General features: G+C 70.8%; 19 protein-coding genes. 9 read left to right on the top strand and 10 right to left on the bottom strand.

From position 1 onward, the window contains the following. Window positions 1–38 precede the first annotated feature (38 nt). Window positions 39–3,020 (bottom strand): cytochrome P450, encoded by a 2,982-nt coding sequence (locus ACN268_RS10130; protein WP_421482917.1) that lies wholly within the window; start codon window positions 3,018–3,020, stop codon window positions 39–41. Between the two features lie 40 nt (window positions 3,021–3,060). Continuing rightward, complete coding sequence (locus ACN268_RS10125; RefSeq protein ID WP_421482916.1) at window positions 3,061–3,990, bottom strand: LnmK family bifunctional acyltransferase/decarboxylase; 930 nt, start codon at window positions 3,988–3,990, stop codon at window positions 3,061–3,063. Window positions 3,991–4,199: 209 nt separating this feature from the next. Between ACN268_RS10125 and ACN268_RS10120 the strand changes: the two genes are divergently transcribed. The 3 genes from ACN268_RS10120 to ACN268_RS10110 all read left to right on the top strand — a co-directional run bounded on the left by ACN268_RS10120 (window position 4,200) and on the right by ACN268_RS10110 (window position 7,517). Beyond that, window positions 4,200–4,415, top strand: coding sequence for a hypothetical protein (locus ACN268_RS10120; RefSeq protein ID WP_421482915.1), 216 nt, complete (start codon window positions 4,200–4,202; stop codon window positions 4,413–4,415). 580 nt (window positions 4,416–4,995) lie between these two features. Then, window positions 4,996–6,783 carry a putative bifunctional diguanylate cyclase/phosphodiesterase gene (locus ACN268_RS10115; RefSeq protein WP_421482913.1) on the top strand — a complete coding sequence of 596 codons (1,788 nt, stop codon included), beginning with the start codon at window positions 4,996–4,998 and terminating at the stop codon, window positions 6,781–6,783. A 26-nt stretch (window positions 6,784–6,809) separates the two neighbouring features. Further along, window positions 6,810–7,517, top strand: coding sequence for a VOC family protein (locus tag ACN268_RS10110; protein ID WP_421482912.1), 708 nt, complete (start codon window positions 6,810–6,812; stop codon window positions 7,515–7,517). A 110-nt stretch (window positions 7,518–7,627) separates the two neighbouring features. On the opposite strand, the gene ACN268_RS10105 is transcribed toward ACN268_RS10110, so the two are convergent. From ACN268_RS10105 to ACN268_RS10080, 6 genes are all read right to left on the bottom strand, one after another. Next, a complete protein-coding gene (locus tag ACN268_RS10105; protein WP_421408759.1) occupies window positions 7,628–8,860 on the bottom strand; it encodes a helix-turn-helix domain-containing protein in 1,233 nt (410 codons plus the stop codon). Between the two features lie 205 nt (window positions 8,861–9,065). After that, window positions 9,066–10,037: a zinc-dependent alcohol dehydrogenase family protein gene (locus ACN268_RS10100; protein ID WP_421482911.1), complete on the bottom strand. Its 972-nt coding sequence runs from the start codon at window positions 10,035–10,037 to the stop codon at window positions 9,066–9,068. Window positions 10,038–10,068: 31 nt separating this feature from the next. Next, window positions 10,069–10,836 carry a HisA/HisF-related TIM barrel protein gene (locus ACN268_RS10095; RefSeq protein ID WP_421482910.1) on the bottom strand — a complete coding sequence of 256 codons (768 nt, stop codon included), beginning with the start codon at window positions 10,834–10,836 and terminating at the stop codon, window positions 10,069–10,071. After that, window positions 10,833–12,110, bottom strand: coding sequence for a protoporphyrinogen/coproporphyrinogen oxidase (locus tag ACN268_RS10090; RefSeq protein ID WP_421482909.1), 1,278 nt, complete (start codon window positions 12,108–12,110; stop codon window positions 10,833–10,835). Before ACN268_RS10090 ends, ACN268_RS10095 begins: the two co-directional genes overlap by 4 nt. Window positions 12,111–12,130: 20 nt before the next feature. Further along, on the bottom strand, window positions 12,131–12,793 hold the full coding sequence (locus ACN268_RS10085; protein WP_421482908.1) for a hypothetical protein: 663 nt from the start codon (window positions 12,791–12,793) through the stop codon (window positions 12,131–12,133). Between the two features lie 183 nt (window positions 12,794–12,976). Continuing rightward, entirely contained in the window at window positions 12,977–16,003 is a 3,027-nt protein-coding gene (locus ACN268_RS10080; protein WP_421482906.1) for an amino acid adenylation domain-containing protein, read from the bottom strand. 472 nt (window positions 16,004–16,475) lie between these two features. Here ACN268_RS10080 and ACN268_RS10075 point away from each other — a divergent pair, with 472 nt between their 5' ends. From ACN268_RS10075 to ACN268_RS10060, 4 genes are all read left to right on the top strand, one after another. Further along, a complete protein-coding gene (locus ACN268_RS10075) occupies window positions 16,476–16,982 on the top strand; it encodes a phenolic acid decarboxylase (RefSeq protein ID WP_421482905.1) in 507 nt (168 codons plus the stop codon). A 9-nt stretch (window positions 16,983–16,991) separates the two neighbouring features. After that, the gene (locus ACN268_RS10070; RefSeq protein ID WP_421482904.1) at window positions 16,992–18,002 is read left to right on the top strand and encodes a methyltransferase; all 1,011 of its coding nucleotides are present in this window, start codon (window positions 16,992–16,994) and stop codon (window positions 18,000–18,002) included. Window positions 18,003–18,052: 50 nt separating this feature from the next. After that, a complete protein-coding gene (locus ACN268_RS10065) occupies window positions 18,053–18,883 on the top strand; it encodes an amidohydrolase family protein (protein ID WP_421482902.1) in 831 nt (276 codons plus the stop codon). Window positions 18,884–19,235: 352 nt separating this feature from the next. Then, window positions 19,236–19,919: a M23 family metallopeptidase gene (locus ACN268_RS10060; protein ID WP_421482901.1), complete on the top strand. Its 684-nt coding sequence runs from the start codon at window positions 19,236–19,238 to the stop codon at window positions 19,917–19,919. 225 nt (window positions 19,920–20,144) lie between these two features. On the opposite strand, the gene ACN268_RS10055 is transcribed toward ACN268_RS10060, so the two are convergent. Further along, window positions 20,145–20,429, bottom strand: coding sequence for a phosphopantetheine-binding protein (locus ACN268_RS10055; RefSeq protein WP_421482900.1), 285 nt, complete (start codon window positions 20,427–20,429; stop codon window positions 20,145–20,147). Then, entirely contained in the window at window positions 20,430–22,025 is a 1,596-nt protein-coding gene (locus ACN268_RS10050; protein ID WP_421482899.1) for an amino acid adenylation domain-containing protein, read from the bottom strand. 340 nt (window positions 22,026–22,365) lie between these two features. On the opposite strand from ACN268_RS10050, the gene ACN268_RS10045 reads away from it, so the two are divergent. Both ACN268_RS10045 and ACN268_RS10040 read left to right on the top strand, forming a co-directional pair. Continuing rightward, on the top strand, window positions 22,366–23,325 hold the full coding sequence (locus ACN268_RS10045) for a hypothetical protein (protein WP_421482898.1): 960 nt from the start codon (window positions 22,366–22,368) through the stop codon (window positions 23,323–23,325). 82 nt (window positions 23,326–23,407) lie between these two features. Then, window positions 23,408–23,650 carry an acyl carrier protein gene (locus ACN268_RS10040; RefSeq protein ID WP_204923467.1) on the top strand — a complete coding sequence of 81 codons (243 nt, stop codon included), beginning with the start codon at window positions 23,408–23,410 and terminating at the stop codon, window positions 23,648–23,650.

Below are 23,650 nucleotides of genomic sequence, written 5' to 3'. Positions count from 1 at the left end.
TCCTATCGGTGTCGTTCTCGACGGAATCCGGGAGGGGGTCACGGTGATGCCACCGTGGGCATCCGGGTGCCGGCGAGCAGGTCGCGGGCTGCGCCGCGCTGCCACTTCCCGCTGGTGGTGCGGGGCAACGTGCCCCGCCGTACGACGTGCACCTGCACTGCGCTGACGCCGAGTTCGCCCTGCAGCCGGCGGCGGATGTCCGCCGCGAGGTGAGCGGCGCGGCCCATGTCTAGGCTCTCGGCGACCACGACGAGGTGTTCCTCGTCCAGACCGAGCTGCCCGGCGGCCTGCGCTGCGGCGAACGCGACACACCGGCCCTGATGCACCCCGGGAACCGTGTGGGTGACCAGCTCGGCGTCCTCGGCGAAGATGTTCCGACCGGCCACGATGATCATGTCCTTGTCGCGGCCGGCGATGAACAGGTCACCGTCGAGGCGTACCCCCAGGTCACCGGTGCGTAGCCAGCCTCCGTCGAAGGCCGCAGCGGTGGCGTCGGGATCGAACAGGTAGCCGGGGGTGACCGAGTCACCGATGATCTGCACCTCACCGACCCGGCCGTCGTGCACCTCGACGCCGGACGGGTCGACCAGCCGCAACCGCAGACCCTGCACCGGCCGGCCGACGGACACCAGCGGGCGCGCCCCGTCGGCGTCGGCTGCAACGTGGCGGACGTGTCCGCGGGCGGCAAGAACCTGACGGTCGACGTGGACTATGCGCGGCAGGCTGCCCGGTGGCGGGAACGCCGCGCACAGTGTCGCCTCCGCCAGGCCGTACACCGGATACATCACCCCGGCGGCGGCCCCGTACCGGGCCATGGTCGCGGTGAAGCGGTGGACCGTTTCGGGACGCACCGGCTCGGCCCCGTTGTACGCCAGCCGCCACCGGCTCAGATCCAGCCCGCGAGGATCGGACCGGTCGACCGCCTCGGTCATCAGTGCGTACCCGTGGTCGGGGCCGGTGGTGGCGGTGACCTGCTGCCGGGACAGGTATTCCAGGAACGCGACAGGTCGGCGGATGAAGTCGGTGGAGGTGAGCATGTGGACCGGCAGTCCGGCCAGCCCGTACCCGAGGGCGGTGAAGAACCCCATGTCGTGGTGGTGGGGAACCCACTGGACGAGGCTGTCGCGGCCGGTCACCGCCGACGAGGCGAGCAGGGCCCGTAACCCGGCCAGCACGGTGGCGTGGGGCAGCGTCACCCCCTTGGGGAACGCGGTGCTGCCGGAGGTGTACTGCACCACCGCCAGGTCGTCCGGGGTGATGTCGGGCAGCCGGTCGCAGCGGTCACCGGCCACCGGCAGGGGCACGCAGCGCAGCCCCGGCCTGAGCTGGCGCACCGCCCGGACCAGCCGCTCGTACCGTGGGTGGGCCACGATGAGGCGCATCCCGGCGGCGTCGACGATGCGGGTGATGCGGGCCGCCGCCGCCTGCGGCGACTCGCCCATCGGACGCATCGGCAACGCGGACACGCTGCCGGCGGCCAGCATGATGCCGAACGCGCCGAGCCACAGGTCGGGGCCGGTGGGCGTGAGCAGCCCGACCCGGTCCCCGGGACGGACACCGGCGGCGACCAGGCCACGTCCGGCGGCGACGGCCCCGCGATACAGCTGCGCTGCGGTCAGCCGCTGCGACACACCCGGGAACACCCAGCCGGTGTCCGGTGCCGCGACGGCCAACCGACCCAGGGCGTCGGGCAGCGTCGCGCCCTCGATCCGCGCGGGTTGCGGCGGGTTGACCGGCCCGTGCACCGGTGCCGGGATGGCCACCGGCAGCCGGTCCCAGCCGTGCACCACCATGCCTGCGGCCCGCACCACCGGACCGGCGACCCTCAGGCCGGCGCAGACGCGGGCGACGAGCGGAAAGACGATCTCCCCGGTGAGTTGTGCCAGCGTCGACCCGACGCAGTAGTGCGGGCCGACACCGAGGGTCAGCGACCGGGGCGGCTCCTGGGCGACGCCGTCGGCGCTGACCGGGGCGAACCGGAACGGGTCGAAACGATCAGGATCGGGGTACTGGCGCGGATCGCGGCCCGCCGCGGCCACCTGCACGACCACCATGCACCCCTGCGGCAGGCGCACCCCGCCGAGGGTGGTGGGTCGGGTCACCCACCGGCCGGTCATCTTGGCCGGCGGGTCGTAACGCAGCACCTCGCGGGTGAACGCCGCCGCCAGGTCCGGCCGGTCGCGCAGCAGGGCGGCGAGGTACGGCTGTTCGGCTAGCAGGAACACCCCCGTGCCCAGCATCGCCGCCGACGTCTCGTTGCCGGCGCCCAGCAGGAAGGTGACGTTGTCGACGAGCCCCTCGACGTCCTCCGCCGGCCACCCTCCGACCAGGTCGACGGTGAGGTCCGCCCGCGGTCCGGCCGTGGCCCCGAGCAGGCGGTCCCGCAGATAGTCGCGCAGCTCGTGGACAGCGGCGTCGGCTGCCGTGAGATCCGTTCCCGGCGGGTTGAAGTCGTTGGCGTCCATCACCGCCGTCGACCAGTCCCGCAGCTGCGGCAGGTCGGACTCGGGAAAGCCGAGGAGGGTGGCGAGCAGCGCCATCGGCAGGTGCAGCAGGTCGTCGGTGACGTCCACCCGCCCGTCGCGTGCGGCCCCACCGAGCCTGCGTACGTACCGTTGGCAGAGCTGTTCCATCTGCGGGCGGTGCCGGGTCAGCTGTTTCGGCCCGAACAGCTTCACCAGCAGCCGGCGGGCCGGCTGGTTGTTCGGCGCCTCCTGGTGGTTGAGCCCGTTGTAGATGGAGGAGACCGAGGGATGGTCGCGCCAGGTGGGCCATGACTGGTCCGCCCACACCGTGTCGCACACCCGGAACACGTCCGGGTTCCTGAGGACCTGCTCGCATTCGGGGTAGCCGAGCACGACGGCGCGGCGCGGACCGATCGGCAGGACCGGGGCGTGGGCCAGCAGGGTCCGTACGTGCGGAAAAGGATCACGACGCCCGCCGTCGGACCACAGCGCCTCCAGCGCGGCCAGCGCCTGCGCGCGCCCGACGGTCCCGGCCCTGGGCACATCCTCGGCCATCGACACTGCTCCCTCGGTTGGGTTCCGGCGGAACCTGGGCTCACCTGCTGTCGTCGGTGAGAATTTCCAGCGTGCTGACGACGAGCCTCCGCTGCCCGTCACGCAGCACGACCTCCACGAACTCCGAATGGGGGCGGGGTCCCGTCATCGGCCGCCACGCCCGGACGTCGGCGCTGATCGTCACGCCCCCGTCCACATTCGCCAGATAACACATCTGCTGGTCGACGACGACCCTGCCGAGGAACGTCTCGTCGGTGCGGCGTTGCTGCCGCCACCACCGCAACAACGCCCAGTCCACGATCGAGAAATAGGAGGCGAAATACAGCAAACCGACGCCGTTGAGGTCACGCGACGGGTCGATCTGATAATCCAACCGCAGGCCCTCCCCGGACGGCACCGCTGCGGCCGGGCGCAGGGTGTACGCCATCCGTGCCCGACGCATCGTGGGAAGGGGACAGTGCGACGGCGGAATCTCCGGCAAGCTGTCGAGCGCAAAGCCCGTCGGCAGTGCCCGGAGTAACGCCCGGTTCGAACCCTCCCGGCTGCGGGCCACCCACCTGTTGAGCGTCTGCACGTACAGGCGGTCCGCGTCACTGGCCGTCACGAACTCGTGCAGGTCGAAACCGTCACCGTGCCGGCGCGGCGACCGGCCGATACGGTGCAGCGCCAGCACCGACTGGCCCCTCGTCCGGTACAGCGCCGTGTCCACATGAAGCCGGTCCCCGAACGTCGGCGTCCGCAGGTGGAAACGTCGACCACCGCGGATCCGGAAGTAGCAGAACGACAGATAGGCCGGCCGGCCCTGCGAATCATGGGTGTTCATCACGTCGATGCCGCACGCCGCCCCGACGGCGTCCCAGGTCCAGTCGCCGATCCGGCCGACGAACAGCGAGTTGTGCCCACACATGCTGGGCCACACCACCTCGGTACGCGCCTGAACCACCGCAGCGAGCACAGTCACGGTCACCATCACCCTTCGCCGAGGCGCACCACGTTGCCGGTTGTCGAAAACAGCACCGACCGCGCGGAAACCACCGCGCCGCGACCCCTCAACGGGGCGTCACGCTGCCGACGATAGGCGGACCGAAACCACTGCCCGCGACACCACGTGGGCCGCAAAAAGCGGCAGCTACTTGCAGCCAAAAAAGCTGGCACCGCACCCGGAGGAAACGCTCGGACATGCGCGACCCGGATGTGCGGCACCATGTCGCGACCGACGAGGCACGATCAACGGGTGGGGCGGTGCCGCCGGTCCACGCGGCCTCAGAGCCGGTGCGCAGCGAGGACTCGCGCGAGAAGGCCGTCGTGTTCCTGGAAGACCGGGGTCGCCGCGCCAGCGCGCGCGTGGGCTGCTCACCCTCGCGCGGCCTGGGCCGGGGTGTGGCCGGCGGGTGATGCCGAGCTTCGGAGGCGACGTCGTCATCCGTCGCGACGATCTCGGCGCCGGCCAACGCAGCGGCACCACGGTCGATGACCGGTTCCCCCACCGCCTTGCCGTCAGAACGTGCGAACAGACGTTGCCGCGCCGTGTCGCCCGCCGCCGGCTGCCGGGGTGCATGCGCCGCACCGGCCAGCTTCAATCCGACACCACGAGCTCGATCGGCCAGCATCGCGACCGGTCCCGCCGCTCTCGCCGCCGACGCCCTGAGCGGACCGTCCGGACGGCCGCTAGACTGCCCGTCGCGACAGGATGACCGTCTGTCAGCCGTGGCTGTGCTGCGCCCTGCTCGGCGAAGGGAAGTGGTGGCCCCAGGTGAGCACGCTGCCGGGACTCGCGGCGGACACCGCCTCCATTGCCTTGGCGATAATGGCCCCGGACGGCCGCTTTCTCTGGTGCAACCCGGCCGGTCACCGGCTGGGTGTCGGGCTGGCAGAGTTGCCGCTGGGGCAGATCGGGCCCGACGGGCCCGCGGTGGACCACCCGGTGCAAGGTGCCGACGGGGCCACCAGGTGGTTACGGGTGCGATGTCACGGCATGGAGCACGAGGGGCAACCGCTGCGTCTGTACGAGCTGCGTGACGTCAGCGCCGAGCGGCAGGAACGCGACCGTGGGCGCAACTACCGGTGGCGGCTGGCCCACCTCGAGCAACTCGCCAAGGTGGGCACCTGGGAGTGGAACGTACTGACCGGTGAGGTCGTCTGGAGCGACGTGCTGCTGCAGATGTTCGGTCTGCCCGCTGATGCACACCTCGACTACGAATCCTACCGGCAGATGTTGTACCCGGACGACGTCGCGATGATCGAACGGACGTTGGAGAAGGCCCTGCGCGACGGCGGCTCGTTCTCCTACACGCATCGGATGTACCTCGCCGACGGCGCGACACTGCGCGTCTTCGAGTGCTACGGCGAGGTCTTCCCCGATGCCGCTGGGGCGCCGGCGCGCGTCCTGGGCACCGCCCACGACATCACCGCGATGCGGCGGGTGCAGGACGAGCTCACCAAGCTGGCCGAACGCGACCCGCTGACCGATCTGCCGAACCGCCGTGCCCTGCTGGCCCGCCTCGACGACCTGATCGCCGAGCTGCGGGAACGGTCCGCGGCGTTGCTGCTGATCGACATCGACAACTTCAAGGACATCAACGACGTGCACGGGCACGCGGTCGGCGACGACGTGCTGCGCGTCCTGGCCCGGCGGCTGCTGTATGAGCTGCCCGACGGCACGGTGCTGGGCCGCCTGGGCGGCGACGAGTTCGCGGTCGTCCTGCCGGGGGCGTACGCCGAGGACGCCCTCGCCGTCGCCGAGCGGCTCTGCGACGTCAGTGTCCGCACGCCCGTGCCGTTGGCCGGCACCGGGCTGCGGGTGACCCTGAGCATCGGCGCCGCCTCGCTGGAACCGGGCGACACCCGCGACACCGTGCTCGCCCACGCCGACCTTGCCCTGTACGAGGCGAAGAACGCCGGCCGCAACCGGGCCAGGCTCTACCTTCCGGAGCAGTACCGGCACGCCGTGCAGCGCGTCAACGTGGTGACCCGGGTCCGCAAGGCCCTCGACGAGAACCGGATGCGGTTGGACGCCCAGCCGATCATCGACCTGTCGACCGGGGAAGTGGTCAGCCGCGAGCTGCTCATCCGGCTGCGCGACGGCGGCGAGCCCAACCTGTCACCGGCGGAGTTCCTGCCGACGGTGGAACGTGACGACCTCATCGGTGAGCTCGACCGGTGGGTGGTGTCCACCGCCACCCAGGCGCTGGCCCACCCCAAGGCCATGACGGCGGGAATGTGCTTCGACATCAACATCTCGGCTCGATCCCTGGAATCGCCGGGCTTCGGTGACTGGGTGGTGCGCACCCTGCGCGCGGCCGGCATCGACGCGAGCCGGCTCGGTCTGGAAATCACCGAGACCGCGGCGATCACCAATGTCGCCGCGGTGCGGCACCTCGCCAGCACCCTGCGCGACGCCGGTTGCCGGCTGAGCCTGGACGACTTCGGCGCCGGGTTCGGCTCGTTCGCCTATCTCAAGCACCTGCCCTTCAGCACGGTCAAGATCGCGGGCGACTTCGTCCGCCAGGCGGATCACGGCGGCGCCGATCCCGTGCTCATCGACGCGGTCGTCCGCGCCGCGCACGGCCTGGGCATGCGAACCGTCGCCGAGTCGGTGGAGCGCGCCGCGCTGGTGCCGGCGCTGCGGATGCTGGGCGTGGACGCCGGCCAGGGCTACCACCTGGGCCGACCGGCCCCATTGGACGAACTACTCGGTCGAACGTTCGACTCGTGGCAGGGCGGCGGGGCGGCCGGGACAGTCGTGGGGCATCCTGAACCCTGATCAACCGCCCCGGTTTGGAGACTCAGGTGAACGCACCCCGGACGAGGCCGTTCCCCACCGGCGCCGAACTCGTCACGAGCGACCTCGACGCTGCCCGTAGCTTCTACCAGGACCTGTTGGGCTGGACGTACCAGGCCACCGCCGACGGCTGCACCGCGCTCGCCGACGGGGTTCCCGCCGCCGATCTGCGGTTCGGTCCTGCCCCGGCCCGCTGGTGGACTGTCTTCGGCGCCGCTGACGAGGCCACCGTCCGGGCCGCCGCCGGCGCAGCCGGCGCCCGGCTGACCGGCGACGAGGTGCACGACCCGCTGGGCGGGAGCTTCCGGCTACGCACCGCATCGGCCCCGGTGGCCCCGGGCCTCGGTCGGCCCTGCTGGTACGAGTACATGACGACCGACCCGGCCGGAGTGGACCGGTTCCACTCCGCCGCCCTGGGCCTGCGGTCCAGCGTGCCACCCGGTGCCCCCGACGACTCGTACGCCCTGCTCGTCGGCGACGTCGCGCCGGTCGCCGGCCGGCTCGCCACGCCTGCGCCGCTGGATACCCTGCTGCCCGCCGGCTGGATGGTCTATCTGGCCGTGACGGACCCGGACGACGTCGCCGAGCGGGCCCAGCGGGGCGGTGGCCGACTGCTGGTGCCACCGCGCGACGTGGTGACCGGTCGGGTCTGCGCGCTCGCCGACCCGGCGGGAGCCGTCTTCACCGTCATTCGACCGGCCCACACCGGTAGCTGACTGCCAGGCGCTCTCCCGCAGGTCGTCGTCACCCTGGCGTCCCGAGACCGGCACCGAGGCACGGCCGAACCCGGCATCTTGCCTTCAGGCATCAGCGGCCGCACCCCCACTCACCCGGGACGGAACTCGCTCAGTGCGGCGAGGCGACTCAGCTCGCGGCGGATGGTCAGGTTGTTGCGGCGCAGCAGGCGGTGCAACGCCTGACCGCACAGGTGGTCGTAGCGGATGTCCTCCGGTGAGATGCCGGCGATCTTGCCCAGGGCGAAGGCCGCAGCGGCATCCTCGTTACGACGGGCGTGGAGAAAAGCCAGTGGAATGAAGAACCGCGCCTGGCGGTCGGGCGGATAGTCGTCGGGGATGTCCACCTCTGCGGCCAGACGCATCGCCTCGGCGATGCGACCGAGACGGATCTCGGACTGCACGGCGCTGATGCCCACCTCGGTCATCCCGAACGGGATCATGTGGGGCTGCAGATCGTCCGGAACGTTCCGGGCGATGCGGCGGGCGTCCTGCAACAACTGGAAGCAACGCTCGACATCGAGGTCCGCCGCGGCAGCCTCCGCAGCCACCAGGAGCAGCGCTCCACGCAGCGACAGCAGATTGTCCGCCCGGGCGTCGCCGGGCGGTTCGTGGGCCGCCGCAGCGAGAGCCAGCCGCTGCGCCTCCTCGTAACACCCCTGCCGCAGGTAGCTCGACGCCCCGTGCCAGGCCGCAGCCAACAGCGATTCCCCGCCGACCCGCCCGGCGGCCACCAACGCCCGGTCGGCCATGATCCAGGCGAGCTGCTCCTCGTTCACCCGGGACAGGATCGTGCGCGCCAGATAGTGCACCGACAGCGCGGCAGCGATCGGATCGGCGGTGACCTCGGTACGCAGCCGCGCGGACGCGTCCTGGATCAGTTGGGGCAGCAGCAGGAAGGTCCGCTGGTAGCGGTTCGCGTGACCAGTCCAGATCCGCCAGGCTTCCTCGACCTCCCGCTCCAGGGAGACGACCTGCGGGCGGCGCTGCGCCTCGTCACCGAGAAGATCGGTGCCCACCGCACTGAGGATCGCCGCCCGGGTCCGCGCCACCGCGCTCGCCGGCCGCGATGTCCGTGACGCGTGCGCCTCGGCAAGACCGAGCTCCGTCAACAGGTCGCCGATGTCGAGAACGTCGCTGATGCGTATCGCGTATTCGATGCTGTCCAGGCGACGCTTGCCGTTTTCGATCTGCCGTAGCCACTCTTCACTGCGACCGATCAGGTCGGCTAACACCCGTCGGGACATTCCGCGTCTGCGTCGTGCCGAAGCTATCCGGTCGCCCACGGATGGCGGCTGCCTACCGGGCACGTTTCTCGGCCCCATCACGCTACGTTATCAGCCGTATAGAGCGACTCCCGGATAGTTCAGGGAGCTGACTGCCATTGCCGAAAAAACGCACAAACCTCAGCCATTGGTGGTCAACAGGCTGGAATTTCCATCGTGTTGCGGGGCACTGCGGATCAGGAGCTCCCGGTCGAATACCCGTGATCTGCAAGTCGCAAAGAAACCACCCCACCGCGCGGTCAGTTCAGCCTGTTAGGAGGATCTTGCCGGTGAGCCCGGCTCGTTGGGCATGGGCGACGGCCGCGACGACCTCGGTCAGGGCATACCGGCGTGTGACGGAAGACGGCAGTGTCCCGTCGAGAGCATCGGCAATGATGTGCCGGCCTATCCGGGCAATCTCGTCCGGCGGCATTCCGCCCAGGTAGTGAGGCAGCCAGAATCCCTCGACGGTAAGACCCCGGAAGATGAGGTGAGCCGGTGACACGGCGACCGGTTGACCGCAGAGCAGTCCGAAACTGACCATAAGACCGCCCGTGCGAAGACACCGCAGCGCGTCGGTTCCCGTTTCCCCGCCGACAGCGTCCAGCGCCGCAGAGGCACCGACGCCATGCGTCAGTGTGCCCACCACGGAAAGCAGATCCGCACGGCTGGTGTCGACAAGATGATCGGTCGACGGAAGACCCTCGACGTTCACCGGGCCGCTGCCGCGATGGGTGCTGACGGTATTGACCCCCTGTGCGTGCGCGAGATGCGCGATCATCCGTCCCACCGCGGACAGCCCGGCGGTCTGGACAAGCCACGCCCCGGGCGGGAGCGCGACGCGGTGCAGCAGCAGACGGGCGGTGAACGGATTGATCATCAGCTGCGCGCCGACATCGTCGTCGATGCCGTCAGGAAGCACCAGGACGTCGGCGGCGGGCACCACCACGCTTTCCTGCCAGGTGCCGAACGCCGAGACGGCAACCCTGGTGCCGGCGGCGAGACCGACGTCGGCGCCCGTGGCGTCGACGCGACCGACGCCCTCGAAGCCGGGAACGGCAGGAAGCACAGGACGTCGACCGTAAGCCCCGTTGATGTAGAGCAGGTCCGACGGATTGACCGGCCGGTGTGTCAACCGCACCCGGACCTCACCCGGCCCCGGTTGCGGCCGGGGAAGCTCGACCTGCCGGAGCACGGCCGCCGGCTCGCCGTGACGGCTGAACTGAATCGCGTACATCCGAGCCCCCCTGTTCCATCCGCGCCGATCCTCAGCGGTGACCGTCGCAGTGCCGGATGGCGTCGGACACGCTGTGGATGCCGCGGTGGAAGATGGTGTTGGCGAGCGTGTAGGCGGCACCGGCCCGGGACCGGGCGGACACCATGTGCGCGGGTTCGCCGCAACCTCCCGACGCGATGACCGGAACACCCGCGGCATCAACCACCGCCCTGGTGAAGCGGATGTCGTACCCCTGCTCGGTGGCGCCCTCCCGCTCCAGGCAGTTCGCCAGGATCGCGCCAACTCCGGCGGCCGACCAGGCCGCCACCCAGGACAGGGCGTCGATACCGGTGGCCCGCCGACCCCCGTCCACGTGCACCTGCCAACCGTCGCCGGCGCGGCGGCAGTTCATCACCGCCAGGACGCTGGCCGAACCGTGACGTCGTACCGCCCTCGACACGAGATCAGGTGAGTCCACGGTGGTGGTGCTCAGCGCCACCGCCGCAGCCCCGGCTCCGAGGACCGCCTCGACGTCGTGGTCGTCGCGGGCCCTACCGTTGTCGACGGACACCAGCAGCGAGCCGCCACCCCTGCACAGCTCCCGCAGCAGCGGCAGGAACCGGCTGTCGTCCCGCCAGCCGTCCTGGATGTCGAGGAAGATCTTCTCCGCCCCCTGAGAGCGGTACCGGTCGAGGATCTCGACCGGGTCGTCGCAGGCACGTCCGTCGTGCCACGCCGACGGGTTCGCCCTGCCACCGCGGATGTCAAGGCACGGAACGACGTACGGGTGGTCGTCGCTGGACCAGCGTATCCCGGTCATGCCTGCCGTCCCTGCTGGTCGTGGCCGACCTCCTCGGTGAGCATCCGTAGTCGGTGACTGGCGGGAGCGAGCCGGGCGGCGATGTCGATGGCACTGTTCACTGCTGTCTCCTGGGAGTCGATGTCGGCGAGGTGGTGTCCGGCGAACCAGATGCCGTCGCGGCCCTGGTGATCGGCCAGCACCCGGCGGCCGCGGACCGCCATGGCATCCGGATAGAGCTGTTCGAAGTCCGCGGTGGCCACCAGGCGCTCGGGCAACCGGGGCCGGTGGGTGAGCTGACTTCGGAAGACCCGGGCCCCGGTGATCGGCCCGTACCAGGCCGTCGAGTCGGCGTGTTCCCGGTAGACGGTCAGGTTGGAGGTGGACCACTGGTCCGCCCGTGCCGGCAGATAGACCGGATCGAGGTGCAGGCCGGTCGTCGAGGGCAGGTACCGGAAGCCGGCGAGAGCACGGCTGAGCCGATCGGTGTGGGGGAACTGCCGGATGAGCCGGAGGCAGCGCGGCGGTGGCACCGCCAGCACCACCTGGTCGGCCTGGTAGACCTGCCCGCCGGCGGTGCTCAGCGACCACCGCCGGTCACCGGACTCCATCCTGGTGATTTCCGACCCGGTGCGGATGGTCGTGGCCAGCAGGTCCACCGCGATCGCCCGGACGAGCCGCGCCAGACCACCGACCAGGTTCTGCCAGCCGACGGACCCACCCACAGCGGGCGCGGCGCTCCGCGCGAGCACGGCGGTGGCCGCCCGCCCGGACACCTGCCGGGCGTCGTCGATGCTGCATCCGTACAGCGCGGCGACCGGCGCGTACAGGACCGTTCTCTTCAACCCGTCACTGACGGGAAGCGGCTCGACGAGATCGGCGTAGCTCCTCTCCCAGGAGACCCCCTCGGTGTCCCAGGCGACCGCGGCCCGCGTCAGCAGGGCAAGTGCCTCCCCGGCGGCACCGAGGATCCCACTGCGCGTGCCGTCCGGCGTCACCAGCAGCGGGACGGGCATGTCCGGCACCTGGATCGTGACGGTCGTGGGTACCTCCACGACCTCCGCCGCCAGCCCCATGAGTTGGATCAGCCGTGCGTGGCGGGGAAACAGGGCGGCGGAGAAGTCCTGCGCACCCAGGTCGACAGCGCACTCCACACCGTGGTGGAGGGTCGTCGCCGACCTGACGTGACCCCCCAACTCGGCCTGCGCCTCCAACAGGGTGGTCTCGTGGTCGTGCTCCAACAGCCATGCGGTGGTCAGACCAGCCAGCCCGCCACCGACCACGACGATCCGCATGAGCCTGCCCCTTCCAGCGGTCAGGCCGCCGCCACCTCGGCCCAGAACAACCGCAGGTACTCGTCCATGAACCGTCCGGCCGCGACGGCGCACGCCGGATCGTCACCCCGGTCCAACGCGTCCTGCAGCGTCGACTGGGTCACGGCGTAGAAGTCGCTGATGTCCCCGGGCCGGTAGTACTCGACAACCTCTGCAGGCAATGCGATCCCGTCGCGCTCTGCACTGGCGACGATGGCGTCGCACACGCCGAAGTACGAGTCCATGTCCGACAGCAACGCCATGCAGATCTCCGCCTGGGTGCCGTGCAGCGCCAGCCAGGACACGTATCCGTTGAACGTGTTCTCCAGGGGCGTGGCGTACCGGCGGGAACGGTCCTGCTCGCTCACACCCAGCAGGTCGGCACAGCGGTGCAGCTTCGGCCCCGCCGCGATCACCATCGAGTAGAACGCCAGGAAGGTGTTCCCGGCCGGCGGCCGGGCGAACCGGCCCATCATCGCCGCGTACGCGCCGAGTTCGGCCCGGTGCGCGCGCAGTTCCGCGCAGATCTCCCGCTGGATCTGCGCGGTCGTGAGCGAGTCGGCGGCGGCGATCGCGAGCAGTTCGTTGGACGGGTCGGACGTGCGTAGCCGGACGATCTCCTCACGCAGGGACCCGGCGGTGGGCCCGACAACTTCGCGGTCCATCTGAATCACCTTCTCCTCGGGACATGGTGGCGGTCGACAGCCGCCAGAGCCGATCGGGCTGCCCGGCATCAGACAACCCGGCGGGACATGGGGGAGCAGGGCCGAGCACCGGATTCCCCGCGCGGGAGCGCGGATCCGGCGATGGCGGTCAACTCCCACGAGCGGTGCTCGCGTCGCCGACCGTCACCCCGGCGGGTCGGGGATGAACCCCACTCGCGCGAAGTAGTCGAGGTAACGGTCGAGCATGGCGGAATCGGTAGGGGGACAGGCCAACGGCAGGTCGGTGAGATCCCGCTCGGCGTGTGACCGGTCGAGCTCCGGAAACACGCGGCGCGTGTACAGCTCCTTCACGGTGAGGTCACGGCCCGTGGCCGGCAGGGTGAAGACCGGCACGAAGGCGGCGATGGGATGTCGTGGTTGCGCGTCGACGAAACCGACCAGTTCCTTGACCCACTGGTCGTAGCGGATGACGGTGATGCGGTGCCCCCGCGCCCGCATCCGGTCGACCATGTCCGACAAGCCTCCCGGCCGGGGATTGGTCAGGTGGTACGTCCGGCCCGCCGAATCAACGCTGCCGGTCAGGAAGGCGATCGCCGCCGCCAGGTAGTCGGCGGGCACGAAGTCGAGCGGCAGGTCGATCTCCGGCGCGCTGCCCATCTCCACGATCGCCTTGAACAGGGCGCAGATGGCCGCCTCCGTGTTCCAGGTCCCGGTACCGCTGTCACCGGTGATCTCGTACGGGCGGTGCACGACGACGGGTAGTCCTTCGGCCGCGGCCCGCCGCAGCAGCTGTTCGGCGACGAACTTGCTCTCCGGGTAGCCCATGGACAGCCGACCGAAATGCTCCAGGGGCTCGTCCTCACCGACCCGGCGGGCACCGGCGGAGCCGAAGCCGGCCAGCACGGCGATGGTCGACACGTAGTGCAACGGGACACCCCCACCGCTCATCGCGAACTCGACGAGGTTGCGCACGCCGTCGACATTCGTCGGGCGCAGCTCCTCGTACGGGTACACGAAGTTGACGTGCGCCGCGCTGTGGTGAATGGCGTCCACGGTGCCGGCGAGCTCCCGCCACCGCCCGTCGGACCAGCCGAAGTGACGTCGACGCAGATCGCCCGCGACCGCGATGACCCGCCCCGGCGGCAACGCGCCGGGGTGCCCGTACCGTCGCTGGGCGTCGCGGACCCGCGCGAGGGCATGGCCGTCGTCGTCCGCCCGGGCCAGGCAGACGACGTTCGCACCGGTGTGCCGCAGAATGCCACGCAGCAGGTACGAGCCGAAGAACCCGGTGGCGCCGGTCAGCAGGATCCGGCTCGGCGGACGCCGGGACGCAGCCACGCCCGCCCGCTCGTGCTGCCGCACCGTCGGGTGCAGGTACAGGTCGCGCTGCCACCGGTCGTCGGTGGGGTCCTCGACGTCCAGCGCGCCGTGCACGGCATCGGACACGGCGCCGGTGAACGAGGCGAGTCCCGGGTCGGCGAGCAGCCGGTGCAGCAACGGCCGGCTCTGCGCCAGATCGATCCCCAGGGCCGTCACGATCCGATTGACCAGTTGAGCGGCACGCAGCGAGTCCCCGCCCTGGCCGAAGAAGTCCTCGTCGGACGCCGGATCACCCTGCGGCAGGATCAGCGACCAGGCGTGCACCACCCGCGCCGCGACGTCCTCGCCGTCCGCACGCGCGGTCTCCCCGGTGGGAGGAGCAGCCACGGTGGCCAGGTGCCGCAGCCGGTCGAGGTCGACCTTGCCGGTCGGGGTCAGCGGCAACACGGGTAGCCGGTGCAACGCCGACGGGATGGCATACCTCGGCAGGTCACGGGCCAGGTGACGGCGGAGCCCGGCCCTGTCCGGGGCGGGATCGGTGCACGTGTAGTACGCCACGACGTGCCGACTGACCGCGTCCTCGACCGTGACCACCGCGCTGTCGATCACAGCCTCGTGCGCGTTCAGGACATGCCTGATCTCGTCGAGTTCCAGCCGGTTGCCGCGGACCTTCACCTGATCGTCCCGACGGCCCCGGAAGTGCAGCACACCGTCGTCGTCACGGCAGACGAGATCCCCCGTGCGGTAGAGCCGCTGCGCGACGCCATCGACGAGCACCGTCACGAACGAGCGGGCGGTCTGCCCGTCGTCGCCCAGGTAGCCGAGGGCCAGACCGTCGCCGCCGATGTGCAACTCGCCCACGACACCCGGCGGCACCGGCCTGCCCTCGGCGGAGAGAACCAGGCAGGAGGTGTTACCGATCGGCAGCCCGATGGGAACGTCCGGGGCGTCCTCGGCGACCGCGGCGATGGTGTGGGTGGTGGCGAAGACGGTGGCCTCGGTCGGGCCGTAACCGTTGACGAACCGGCCCGGCGGGCCGTGTCGCAGAATCTGCCGCACCAGCCGCGGATTCAGCGCCTCGCCCCCGGTGAGCAGATGCGGCACGCCGGCGAAGATCCCGGGCCGCTCGTGCGCGAGCTGATGCAGCAGCCCGGTGGTCAGGAAGACAGCCGTCGGCTCGTTCTCGCCCAGCCACCGCTGGAACCCCGCAGCCGACAACAGGGTTGCGTTGTCGACGATCAGGACGCTGGCACCGTTGAGCAGGGGCAGCCACAGCTCCAACGTCGCCGCGTCGAACGAGATCGTCGCGCCGTGCATCATCCGCTCGCCCGGGCCCAACTCCAGGAACAGATTGTCCACCGCCGTGCGCAGCACGGCGCGATGCGGAACGATCACCGCCTTCGGCCGTCCGGCGGTACCCGAGGTGAACATCAGATACGCGGGATCGGCGCCGGTGTGAGCCGGGCGCGTCGGGGTCACGGGTCGGTGCGCCGCGAGCACCGGGTAGTCGACGCAGCGCACCATGTCGCCCACGACGTCCCGGCTGCCGGGCAGCCGGACCGCCACGACCGGCCGGGCGATCTCGACCATGCGCGCCAGCCGTGCCGGTGGCAGCTGGTCGTCCAGCGGGAGGTACGCGGCACCCGACTTGAGAACGCCGAGCATCGCCGCACAGGCCTCCGGCGAACGGTGGCCGACCAGCCCGACCACGGATCCCCGGGTCACCCCCAGAGACGTCAACGCGGCACCGATCCGGTCGGCGGTCACCCGGAGCCGCTCGTACGTCCACCTGACGCCGCCCGCCCGCACCGCCTCCGCAGCCGGCGTCCGCCGGGCGGTCCGGTCGAACAGCCCGTCGACCGTCGTGGCCGCCGCACGAGTGGCCGTCACGTCGTCGACCGTGTGCCGACGTGGATGCCGGTCACTGTCGACAGGGCCGCCCGCCGGAGCGTCACCGGGGCTTGTCGCACCCGCCATCGTCCCGCTGGGAGCTTTATCGTCAGTGGACATCCGTCACCATCCGGTCGTTGGAGAAGTCGGTGTGCCCGTCAGCCGGGCGGCACGCCGTGCAGAACCGCGGCGTGGGGCCCGAGCGTCCGGGCCCGGCAGCACTGGCAGATGCCACGGTAGGAACGGACCGGCTCCCGGCCGGCACACCCGGTTGGACCCCGATACCGGGCAGGATTTGCTTCCAACGGGAATTGGTCCCTGCCACCGCAGCCGACACGTACCGTCGCAGCCACGGCCGGACCGGCATCGCCGCCCGCCGGTTACGGCACGACCACCTGGCAGCCCGACCTCCCGCCCCGACACCTCACCTGTCGTGGCCGTCGTCGACCTGCCCGACGCAGGGGAGGAACCAGTGACCCGGACACCGGTCGAGGTGGCGGGAATCGTCGGCCGACATCTCATCTACACCTACGCCAACGGATGGCAGTACGAGATGTACGTGAAGAACGCCACCACCATCGACTACCGGATCCACTCCGGGATGGTCGGCGGACGGTGGGTCAAGGACCAGAAGGTCGACCTGGCGTCCCTCGCACCCGACGTCTACGCAGTGTCGTGGACCGAGCCCACCGGCACGTCGGTGTGCGTCACCATCATGCCGGAGCGGCGGCGACTGCGCGGCGTCATCTTCTTCCCCAGCTGGGTACACGAACACCCGGAACGTACGGTGCTCTTCCAGAACGACCACCTGGAACGCATGCGTCGATACCGCGACGACGGACCGACGTACCCCGTACACGTCGTCGCCGAGTTCGCCGACATCACCTTCGTCGAATCCTGCGGCACCGACGACGACACCGTCATCGACCGCCCTCCCCACCAGCTTCCCGCCGGGTACGCCGACCGCCGCAACCCGTGAGGGGGAGCCATGGACGCGGAGAAGTCAGCGGCCTTCCTGCTCGACGAGGGCCTGAGATACGTGTTCTCCGGGGCCCTGCGGGTGGCCGCCCAGACCGGTGTCGCCGACCACCTCACCGACGGCCCCCGCACGGTCGAACACCTGGCCACCCGGACCGCCACCCAGGCCGACGGGCTACGCCGGGTGCTGAGACTCCTGGCCACCCGCGGCATATTCCACGAGGACGCGGCCGGCCGCTTCCACCTCACCCCGCTCGGCGAGGCGTTGCGCAGCGACTGCCCCACCTCCGTGCGGGAAGCCATGGTGTTCGTCACCAACCCCACCTTCTGGCAACCGGTCGGGCGGCTCGGCAGCGTCGTGAGCACCGGCGTGCCCGCCGTGGAACAGATCTTCGGACGGCCACTGTTCGACTACCTCGCCGCGAACCCCGAGGCCGCCGCGGAGTTCGACCCGGGGATGGCGCAGTACTCACAGCTGGAGAGTCGCGGCTTCGCCACCACCTACGACTTCGCCGACACCGGGGTGCTCGTCGACGTCGGCGGCGGCCGGGGACGCCTGCTGCTGGAGGTGCTCAGGAGGCACCCCGGCTGGCGCGGCGTGCTGTTCGACCAGCACCATGTGGTCGCCCGACACGAACTCGCCGCGCTGGGCGCCGACCACCGCTGGACGGCCGTCCCCGGCGACTTCTTCGACGAGGTGCCGACCGGCGGGGACGTCTACGCGTTGCAGTACATCCTGCACGACTGGGACGACGAGCGGTGCGTACGAATCCTGCGCAACTGCCGACGGGCCATGAACTCCGACGGCCGGGTGGTGGCACTGGACACCGTCCTGCCCGACGGTGACGCCGCCCATCCGGGCAAGAGCATCGACCTGGTCATCCTGGCCTCGTTCACCGGCCGGGAGCGAACCAGGGCGCAGTTCACCGCCCTGTTCGCGGCGGCCGGCCTCCGGCTGACCCGGGTCATCGCCAAACCGGAGCCGGGCTGGCTGTCGATCATCGAGGGCCGACCGCGCTGAGCGGTCGAGAAACGACCGGGCGGTCCTGGCCCGGGTCTGCTGGTGACCGTATGGGTCCCGGCCGCGCGTCGACCCCCCGGACACCGACGGCCCCAATCTCATGGCCTACTACGGGCGCGGGAGTCGGCCAGAACCTTCGTGGCCAACGGCACCTGGCAGACACCCACCCTCGTGCGCCTGCGTACCCGGTACCTCGTCGACGCCCCGAAATACCGGCAGTACCCCGGTTCCGCCCTGATGCCTCCGAGGAGCAAGCCGGGCGCCAGGACGTTCTCACGACCTTCGACGGCCTGCCGGCCACGACACACGAGACCTACCGCAAAGCGTACGAGCGCTGCAGACGCATGGTCGACATCTTCCACGCCGCCAACGTGTCCATGATGACCGGCACCGACGGGCAGGGCGCCACCCCGGGCCAGACGATGCGCCTGGAGTTCGGCGAGTGGGCGACCGCCGGGATTCCGGCGCTGGACGTCCTGCGCGCCGCCGCGACCGGTCCGGCGGCCTACCTCGGCCGGTCTGGCCGGATGGGCCGGATCGCGCCCGGGATGGATGCTGATTCCTGCTGCTGGACGCCGACCCGCTCACCGGATCAGCTGCGGACAACGGCTGCACGCGGCGCAGGGCAGGGGCGCTGTCGTGTCGAAACAAGTGTGCTGCCTTCCAGGACGGCTGCACAGCCCAGGCGGCTCTCCGGCCCGGGAGTGAACACGCGTCGATGTCGTTGGCCCAGCCGGCGCACCGGAATCCGCCGGGATGGTCGCGCCAGGCGGTGCCGGCCTGCCCGCAGCAACCAGCACCTGAAATCAGTGCGCCGTGTGGTGGTCCGCTGGACTGAGACGCGACCCCCTTTCCCAGCCCGGCGGGCCGCCGGTTCCTGAAGGGCGGCGACGAGGGTCACCATCACTGTCAGCCGCACCAGGACCCTGAGGGCGTCAGCGCGCCTCTTCGCACCGCGGGACGCCACAGTGAAGGCTACGGCAAGGCCAGCGATACCCCCACGAGTGCCCGCACCGTACGGGAACGCCGCCACCCCGTTCGGAGGACGACCTTGCCCCGTGCCGGGCGGGGCCGTAAGTTGCATTGATGATCCTGAGTGGGGGGCCGTGCCCCGACCCTCCTGGCAGCGCCGATCACGCAGGCCCACGACCCGAGGACCTCGGTGGGATCGCCTACCTGCGAGGGCTCACGAGACGCGGGTTCATCACGAGCGTCGCGCTCGCGGCGTCGGGGGTGTCGGCGGCCTTCGCGTTGCTGCCCGACACCGCTCGGGCCGCCGGCAGCTACCAGCGGCCGTGCGGGAACGTCCGGATCTCCAGTTCGTGGCAGGACCACCGCAACCGCACGCCGCCCTCGGGCGAGCCGGGCACCGACTACGCGGTCGGCGCTGGAACTCCCGTCGTGGCCGCGGCGAACGGCACGATCCGTCTCGTGAAGACCGACACCTCCACCGCGACCGGACGCGTGGTGGGGATGGCCCACGACGACGGCAACTACACCCGGCACCTGCACCTGTCGCGGATCGCCGTCGCCCCCGGCCAACGCGTGTCCCGGGGCCAGACGATCGCGTACTCCGGCTCCTCGGCGAACGGCAGCGAGTCCGGTGTGGGACCGCACGTGCACACCAGCCTGTGGCTGAACACCGGCGCTCCGACGAACTTCGGCGCGACCGTCGACTTCGAGAACCACGTCGGGGACGCCACCAACCCGAACCCACCGGACCAGGAGGTTGATGAAGTGTTCATCGCGAACGTGCGGGGCAGCTGGTATCTCGTCGTCCCACAGGGCAGTGCCAAGCCGCGGGCGGTGGTCCTCGGAGGCGACAGCAATGCCGCCGCCTCCGGCCTGCCCGTCCTGAACTTCACCTGGGATCCGTCGATCAACGCGCTCCGGGCGGCGGTCGACGGCATCGGTTGATCTCCACCGGCGTTCACCGGTCGCTCGGCCGAACGGGAGAGGTCGCCCGTGCGGTCCGCTCACCGGTCGAGGCCGGGGTGCACCACCGCCGGGTGATGGCGGCCCAGCGGATCATGGCTTCGGAGGTGGCCGTGGTTCTGGCTCAGGCGACGGTGGGCGGTGAGCCGGGCCGGGGGCACATCCGCCAGCCGGGGCGGGGCTCGCCGCGAACCGGGAACTGCCGGATCAACCTGCGGTCTGCGGGGCGGGGGAGAGGGGGTCGCTCATCAGTTCCTGGACCACCGCCCACAGGTGGCCGGCACTGGAGAACAGCGCGGGGTCGAGCACCTCGTCGCCGAAGTCGACACCGAACTCGTTCTCCAGCTCCGTCAGGAGCGCTGTCGCTCGCAACGAGTCCAGGCCCAGGTCGAGAAGCGGCTCCGCCGGGATGTCCTCGTCCACGGAGAGCGCCGCCAGGTAGCGGCGCAGGATCGCCTCGAACGACGCCGGCCAGGTGGTGGGTGACGACATCTAGGTCTCCGTTCCGGGCGGGGCCGCGTCGGCATGGTCGAGGAACCGTCGGGTCAGCGCCGGATAGTCGACCTTGCCGTTGCTGTTCGTGTCGATCGCCTCCACCGCGAGCCACCGCGTCGGCAACATGTACGGGGGCAACGTCCGGGCCAGTGCGGACCGTACCGCCGCGTGGTCCGGCGGCCGGTCGCCGGCGGCCACGTAGGCGAGGCCGATCTCGCGCCCGGCGGCCTCGGGGGAGTCCACCGCCACGATCGCGACGTCGGCGAACTCCGGCAGTTGCCGCGCGACCCGGGCGATCTCGTCCAGTTCGATCCGGTAGCCGCGGGACTTGATCTGCCGGTCACCGCGACCGTGGAAGTGGGCGAGCCCCTGCTCGTCGATGCTGGCCCGGTCCCCGGTGCGGTACCAGCGGGTGGTGTCGTCCCCCTCGACGGTGCCGAACGCCGCCGCCGTCTCCGCCGGGCTGCGCCAGTACCCCGGGCTGAGCCCGACCCCGGCGATGTGCAGGTCACCGACCACGCCGGCCGGCACCGGCCGCCGGTGTTCGTCGAACACCCCCAGGCGCTCACCTGGCAGCGCGGTGCCGATCGGCACCGCGGCACCCGACGCCGGCATCGACCCGACGTCGTGGTAGCTGCTCGCGACGGTGGTCTCGGTGGGCCCGTAGAGGTTGGTGAACCGGACGTGCGGCAGGTTCGCCATCCAGTGGCGTAGGCCGTCGACCGGAAAGACGTCCCCGCACCAGACCACCCGGCGCAGCTCCGGCATGTCCCGCACCACACCACGGTTGGCCATCGCCATGAGGACCGACGGCACGGACGACCACTGGGTCAGCCGCGAGTCCCGGATGAAGCGTGCCAGCAGGTCGGGTACGAGGTTGTAGTGCGCCGGCACCAGGTGCAGCGACGCGCCGGAGGCCACCGCCGAGTAGATGTCGAGCACGGAGAAGTCGAACGACAACGCCGAGTGGCAGGAGAGCCGGTCCGTGCTGGTCAGCCGGAAGTGCTCCCGTGCCCAGGAGGCCAGACACAGCACGCTCCCGTGCGTGATCGGCACTCCCTTCGGCGTTCCTGTCGAACCCGAGGTGAAGAGCAGGTACGCGAGGTCGGTGGGGTCCGGTCCGGTGGCCGGTGGTGTGGCCGGTGCGGCGGAGACCTCGGCCACCAGGACGTCCTGCGGTCGCCGCGCGTCCGGCGGCGGGTCGGTGAGCCAGACCGTCACCGCCGACGGATCGTCCCAGCACCGCCGGAGCAGACGGTGGGTGGTGGCATCCCCGATCAGGAACCGGGGCTCGGCCGCGACGATCCGGGGCCGCAACCGGGCCGGCGGGCTGGCGGTGTCCAGCGGAACGTAGACCCCACGGCATTTCAGGACCGCGAAGATGGCGCAGATCGCCGCGGCGGACCGGGGGAGCAGGAGGACGACCCGGTCGCCCGGCCGGAGCCCACGGGCCGCCAGGACGTGGGCGAGGCGGCTGCTCTCCCGATCCAGGTCGCCGTAGGTCAGCACACCGCCCTCGTCGACCACCGCCACGCTCGACGCGTCACGGTCGGCCTGTTCCCGGACGAGATCGACGAGGCTGCCAGGTGCCACGGCCCGTATCCCCATGTCGGGCTTCCCCTCCGAAACCTCGTAGTCGGTGCCGCCGACGAAAATTCCAGCCTTTCTACCACACGATCATTGCCGCACGAGGACGCAGATTCACGGTGAAAGGGCACCGAAGCAACTGCCCGGACTCCTGTTCGGACAGGCCCGCACGCCGACCGCTGCCGCCCGCGCCACCGGGCCCGGGAACCCTGCTTGACACCCGGCACCGGCTCGCCGATTCTCTAGGTGATCACTGGTCGATGCCGTTCCTCCGGTCGATCCCACTGCCGGCTGCCACCGGTGCGGCCCCGTGACGCAGGGTCGCCACGGGGAAAGGAGTCCCACGGTGACGGCCGTCCTCGACGAACAGCTCATCGACGACCGGGAAACCACCCCGGAGAGCCTGTACCTGCGCTGGGAGCGGCAGAACTGGTCCACCCAGGACCTGCCGATGGCCGCCGACCGACCGGCGTGGCAGGCGCTGCGACCCTTCCTCTACCAGGAACTCAAGGCCGCCCTCGTCGAACTCGCCGTCGGCGAGGTCGCCGTCGCCCGGCTGCTGACCCCCCTGGTGTACGCGGCACCCACCCAGGCCGCCCAGTTCTACCTCTCCAGCCAGCTCGTGGACGAGAGCCGGCACAGCATCTTCTTCCTCGGCTACCTCCGGGCGGTGGAAGGATCCACCGAGCCACCCCACGCGTACGCGCTGCGGTGCCGCGCGGAGGCCTCCGATGCCACAGTGGAACTGTTCGACGCGTACCTGCTGGAACAGACCGAACGGGTGCGGCGTGACCCGGACGACCGCGACGCCTGGTACGCCGCGGTGACCACCTACCACGTGGTGGCCGAGGGTGCGCTCGCGCTGGTCGTGCTCCGCTCGGTCGCCGAGGCGGTCCGCCGCTGCGGCCAGCTGCCCGTGCTGGCCGAGGGACTGCGCAACGTGATCCGCGACGAGTCCCGGCACGTCGGCTTCGGCGTCTGGGCGATGCGCCACGCGGTGGACAACGGCCGCGCCCAGCTCGTCGGCGACCAGGTCCTCGACGCCGTCCCGTACGTGGTGCACGTGCTGGTCGGCCCGGAGCGACGCAACCCGTCGGCGCTGCCGATGGTGGTCCGGGCCCGCGGCCGGCAACTGCGCGACCAGTGGGACACCGGCCGGGACGCGCTGCTGCGCCGCGTGCGCGCCACCGGTCTCGACGACGTCGACGCCCAGGTCACCGAGGTGTGGCGGGCCGCCGAGGAGCGGGCCGTCGCCGACTACGAGAACCGGCACGGCGTGCCGCATCCGATCCGGAGCCTGAACTGAGGAATCCGGAGCCCGAGCTGAGGAAACCGGAGCCCGAACTCAGGAAACCGGAGCCTGAACTGAGGAAAAGGGAGAAAGCCCGATGGCAGAGCCCGTCGAGGTGACGGTCCGCCAACTGGTGGCCAGCATGGCACCCCACCCGGCCGGGGACGTCACCGACGGCCAGCGACTCGTCGAGGACCTGCACTTCGACTCGCTCACGCTCATCGAGCTGGCCGTCGCGTTGGAGCGGCGGTTCGACCTGCCACCGATCTCCGACGACGAGGCGATGGACGTCGTCACGGTCGCCGACGTGGTGGCGCTGGTCAGCCAGGCAGCCGGATGA

Origin of the sequence: Micromonospora sp. WMMD735 (assembly GCF_049178995.1) — a bacterium.
GTDB lineage: Bacteria > Actinomycetota > Actinomycetes > Mycobacteriales > Micromonosporaceae > Micromonospora > Micromonospora wenchangensis.
The sequence above is the reverse complement of the archived record's forward strand: the minus strand, read 5'-3'. Positions and strand labels throughout refer to the sequence as shown.

What these genes read in the sequence shown, in the direction of transcription:
- ACN268_RS10130 (WP_421482917.1), bottom strand. Translation starts at nt 3,020, where the DNA reads ATGGCCGAGGATGTGCCCAGGGCCGGGACCGTCGGGCGCGCGCAGGCG.
- ACN268_RS10125 (WP_421482916.1), bottom strand. Translation starts at nt 3,990, where the DNA reads ATGGTGACCGTGACTGTGCTCGCTGCGGTGGTTCAGGCGCGTACCGAG.
- ACN268_RS10120 (WP_421482915.1), top strand. Translation starts at nt 4,200, where the DNA reads ATGCGCGACCCGGATGTGCGGCACCATGTCGCGACCGACGAGGCACGA.
- ACN268_RS10115 (WP_421482913.1), top strand. Translation starts at nt 4,996, where the DNA reads ATGGAGCACGAGGGGCAACCGCTGCGTCTGTACGAGCTGCGTGACGTC.
- ACN268_RS10105 (WP_421408759.1), bottom strand. Translation starts at nt 8,860, where the DNA reads ATGGGGCCGAGAAACGTGCCCGGTAGGCAGCCGCCATCCGTGGGCGAC.
- ACN268_RS10100 (WP_421482911.1), bottom strand. Translation starts at nt 10,037, where the DNA reads ATGTACGCGATTCAGTTCAGCCGTCACGGCGAGCCGGCGGCCGTGCTC.
- ACN268_RS10095 (WP_421482910.1), bottom strand. Translation starts at nt 10,836, where the DNA reads ATGACCGGGATACGCTGGTCCAGCGACGACCACCCGTACGTCGTTCCG.
- ACN268_RS10090 (WP_421482909.1), bottom strand. Translation starts at nt 12,110, where the DNA reads ATGCGGATCGTCGTGGTCGGTGGCGGGCTGGCTGGTCTGACCACCGCA.
- ACN268_RS10085 (WP_421482908.1), bottom strand. Translation starts at nt 12,793, where the DNA reads ATGGACCGCGAAGTTGTCGGGCCCACCGCCGGGTCCCTGCGTGAGGAG.
- ACN268_RS10070 (WP_421482904.1), top strand. Translation starts at nt 16,992, where the DNA reads ATGGACGCGGAGAAGTCAGCGGCCTTCCTGCTCGACGAGGGCCTGAGA.
- ACN268_RS10065 (WP_421482902.1), top strand. Translation starts at nt 18,053, where the DNA reads ATGGGTCCCGGCCGCGCGTCGACCCCCCGGACACCGACGGCCCCAATC.
- ACN268_RS10055 (WP_421482900.1), bottom strand. Translation starts at nt 20,429, where the DNA reads ATGTCGTCACCCACCACCTGGCCGGCGTCGTTCGAGGCGATCCTGCGC.
- ACN268_RS10040 (WP_204923467.1), top strand. Translation starts at nt 23,408, where the DNA reads ATGGCAGAGCCCGTCGAGGTGACGGTCCGCCAACTGGTGGCCAGCATG.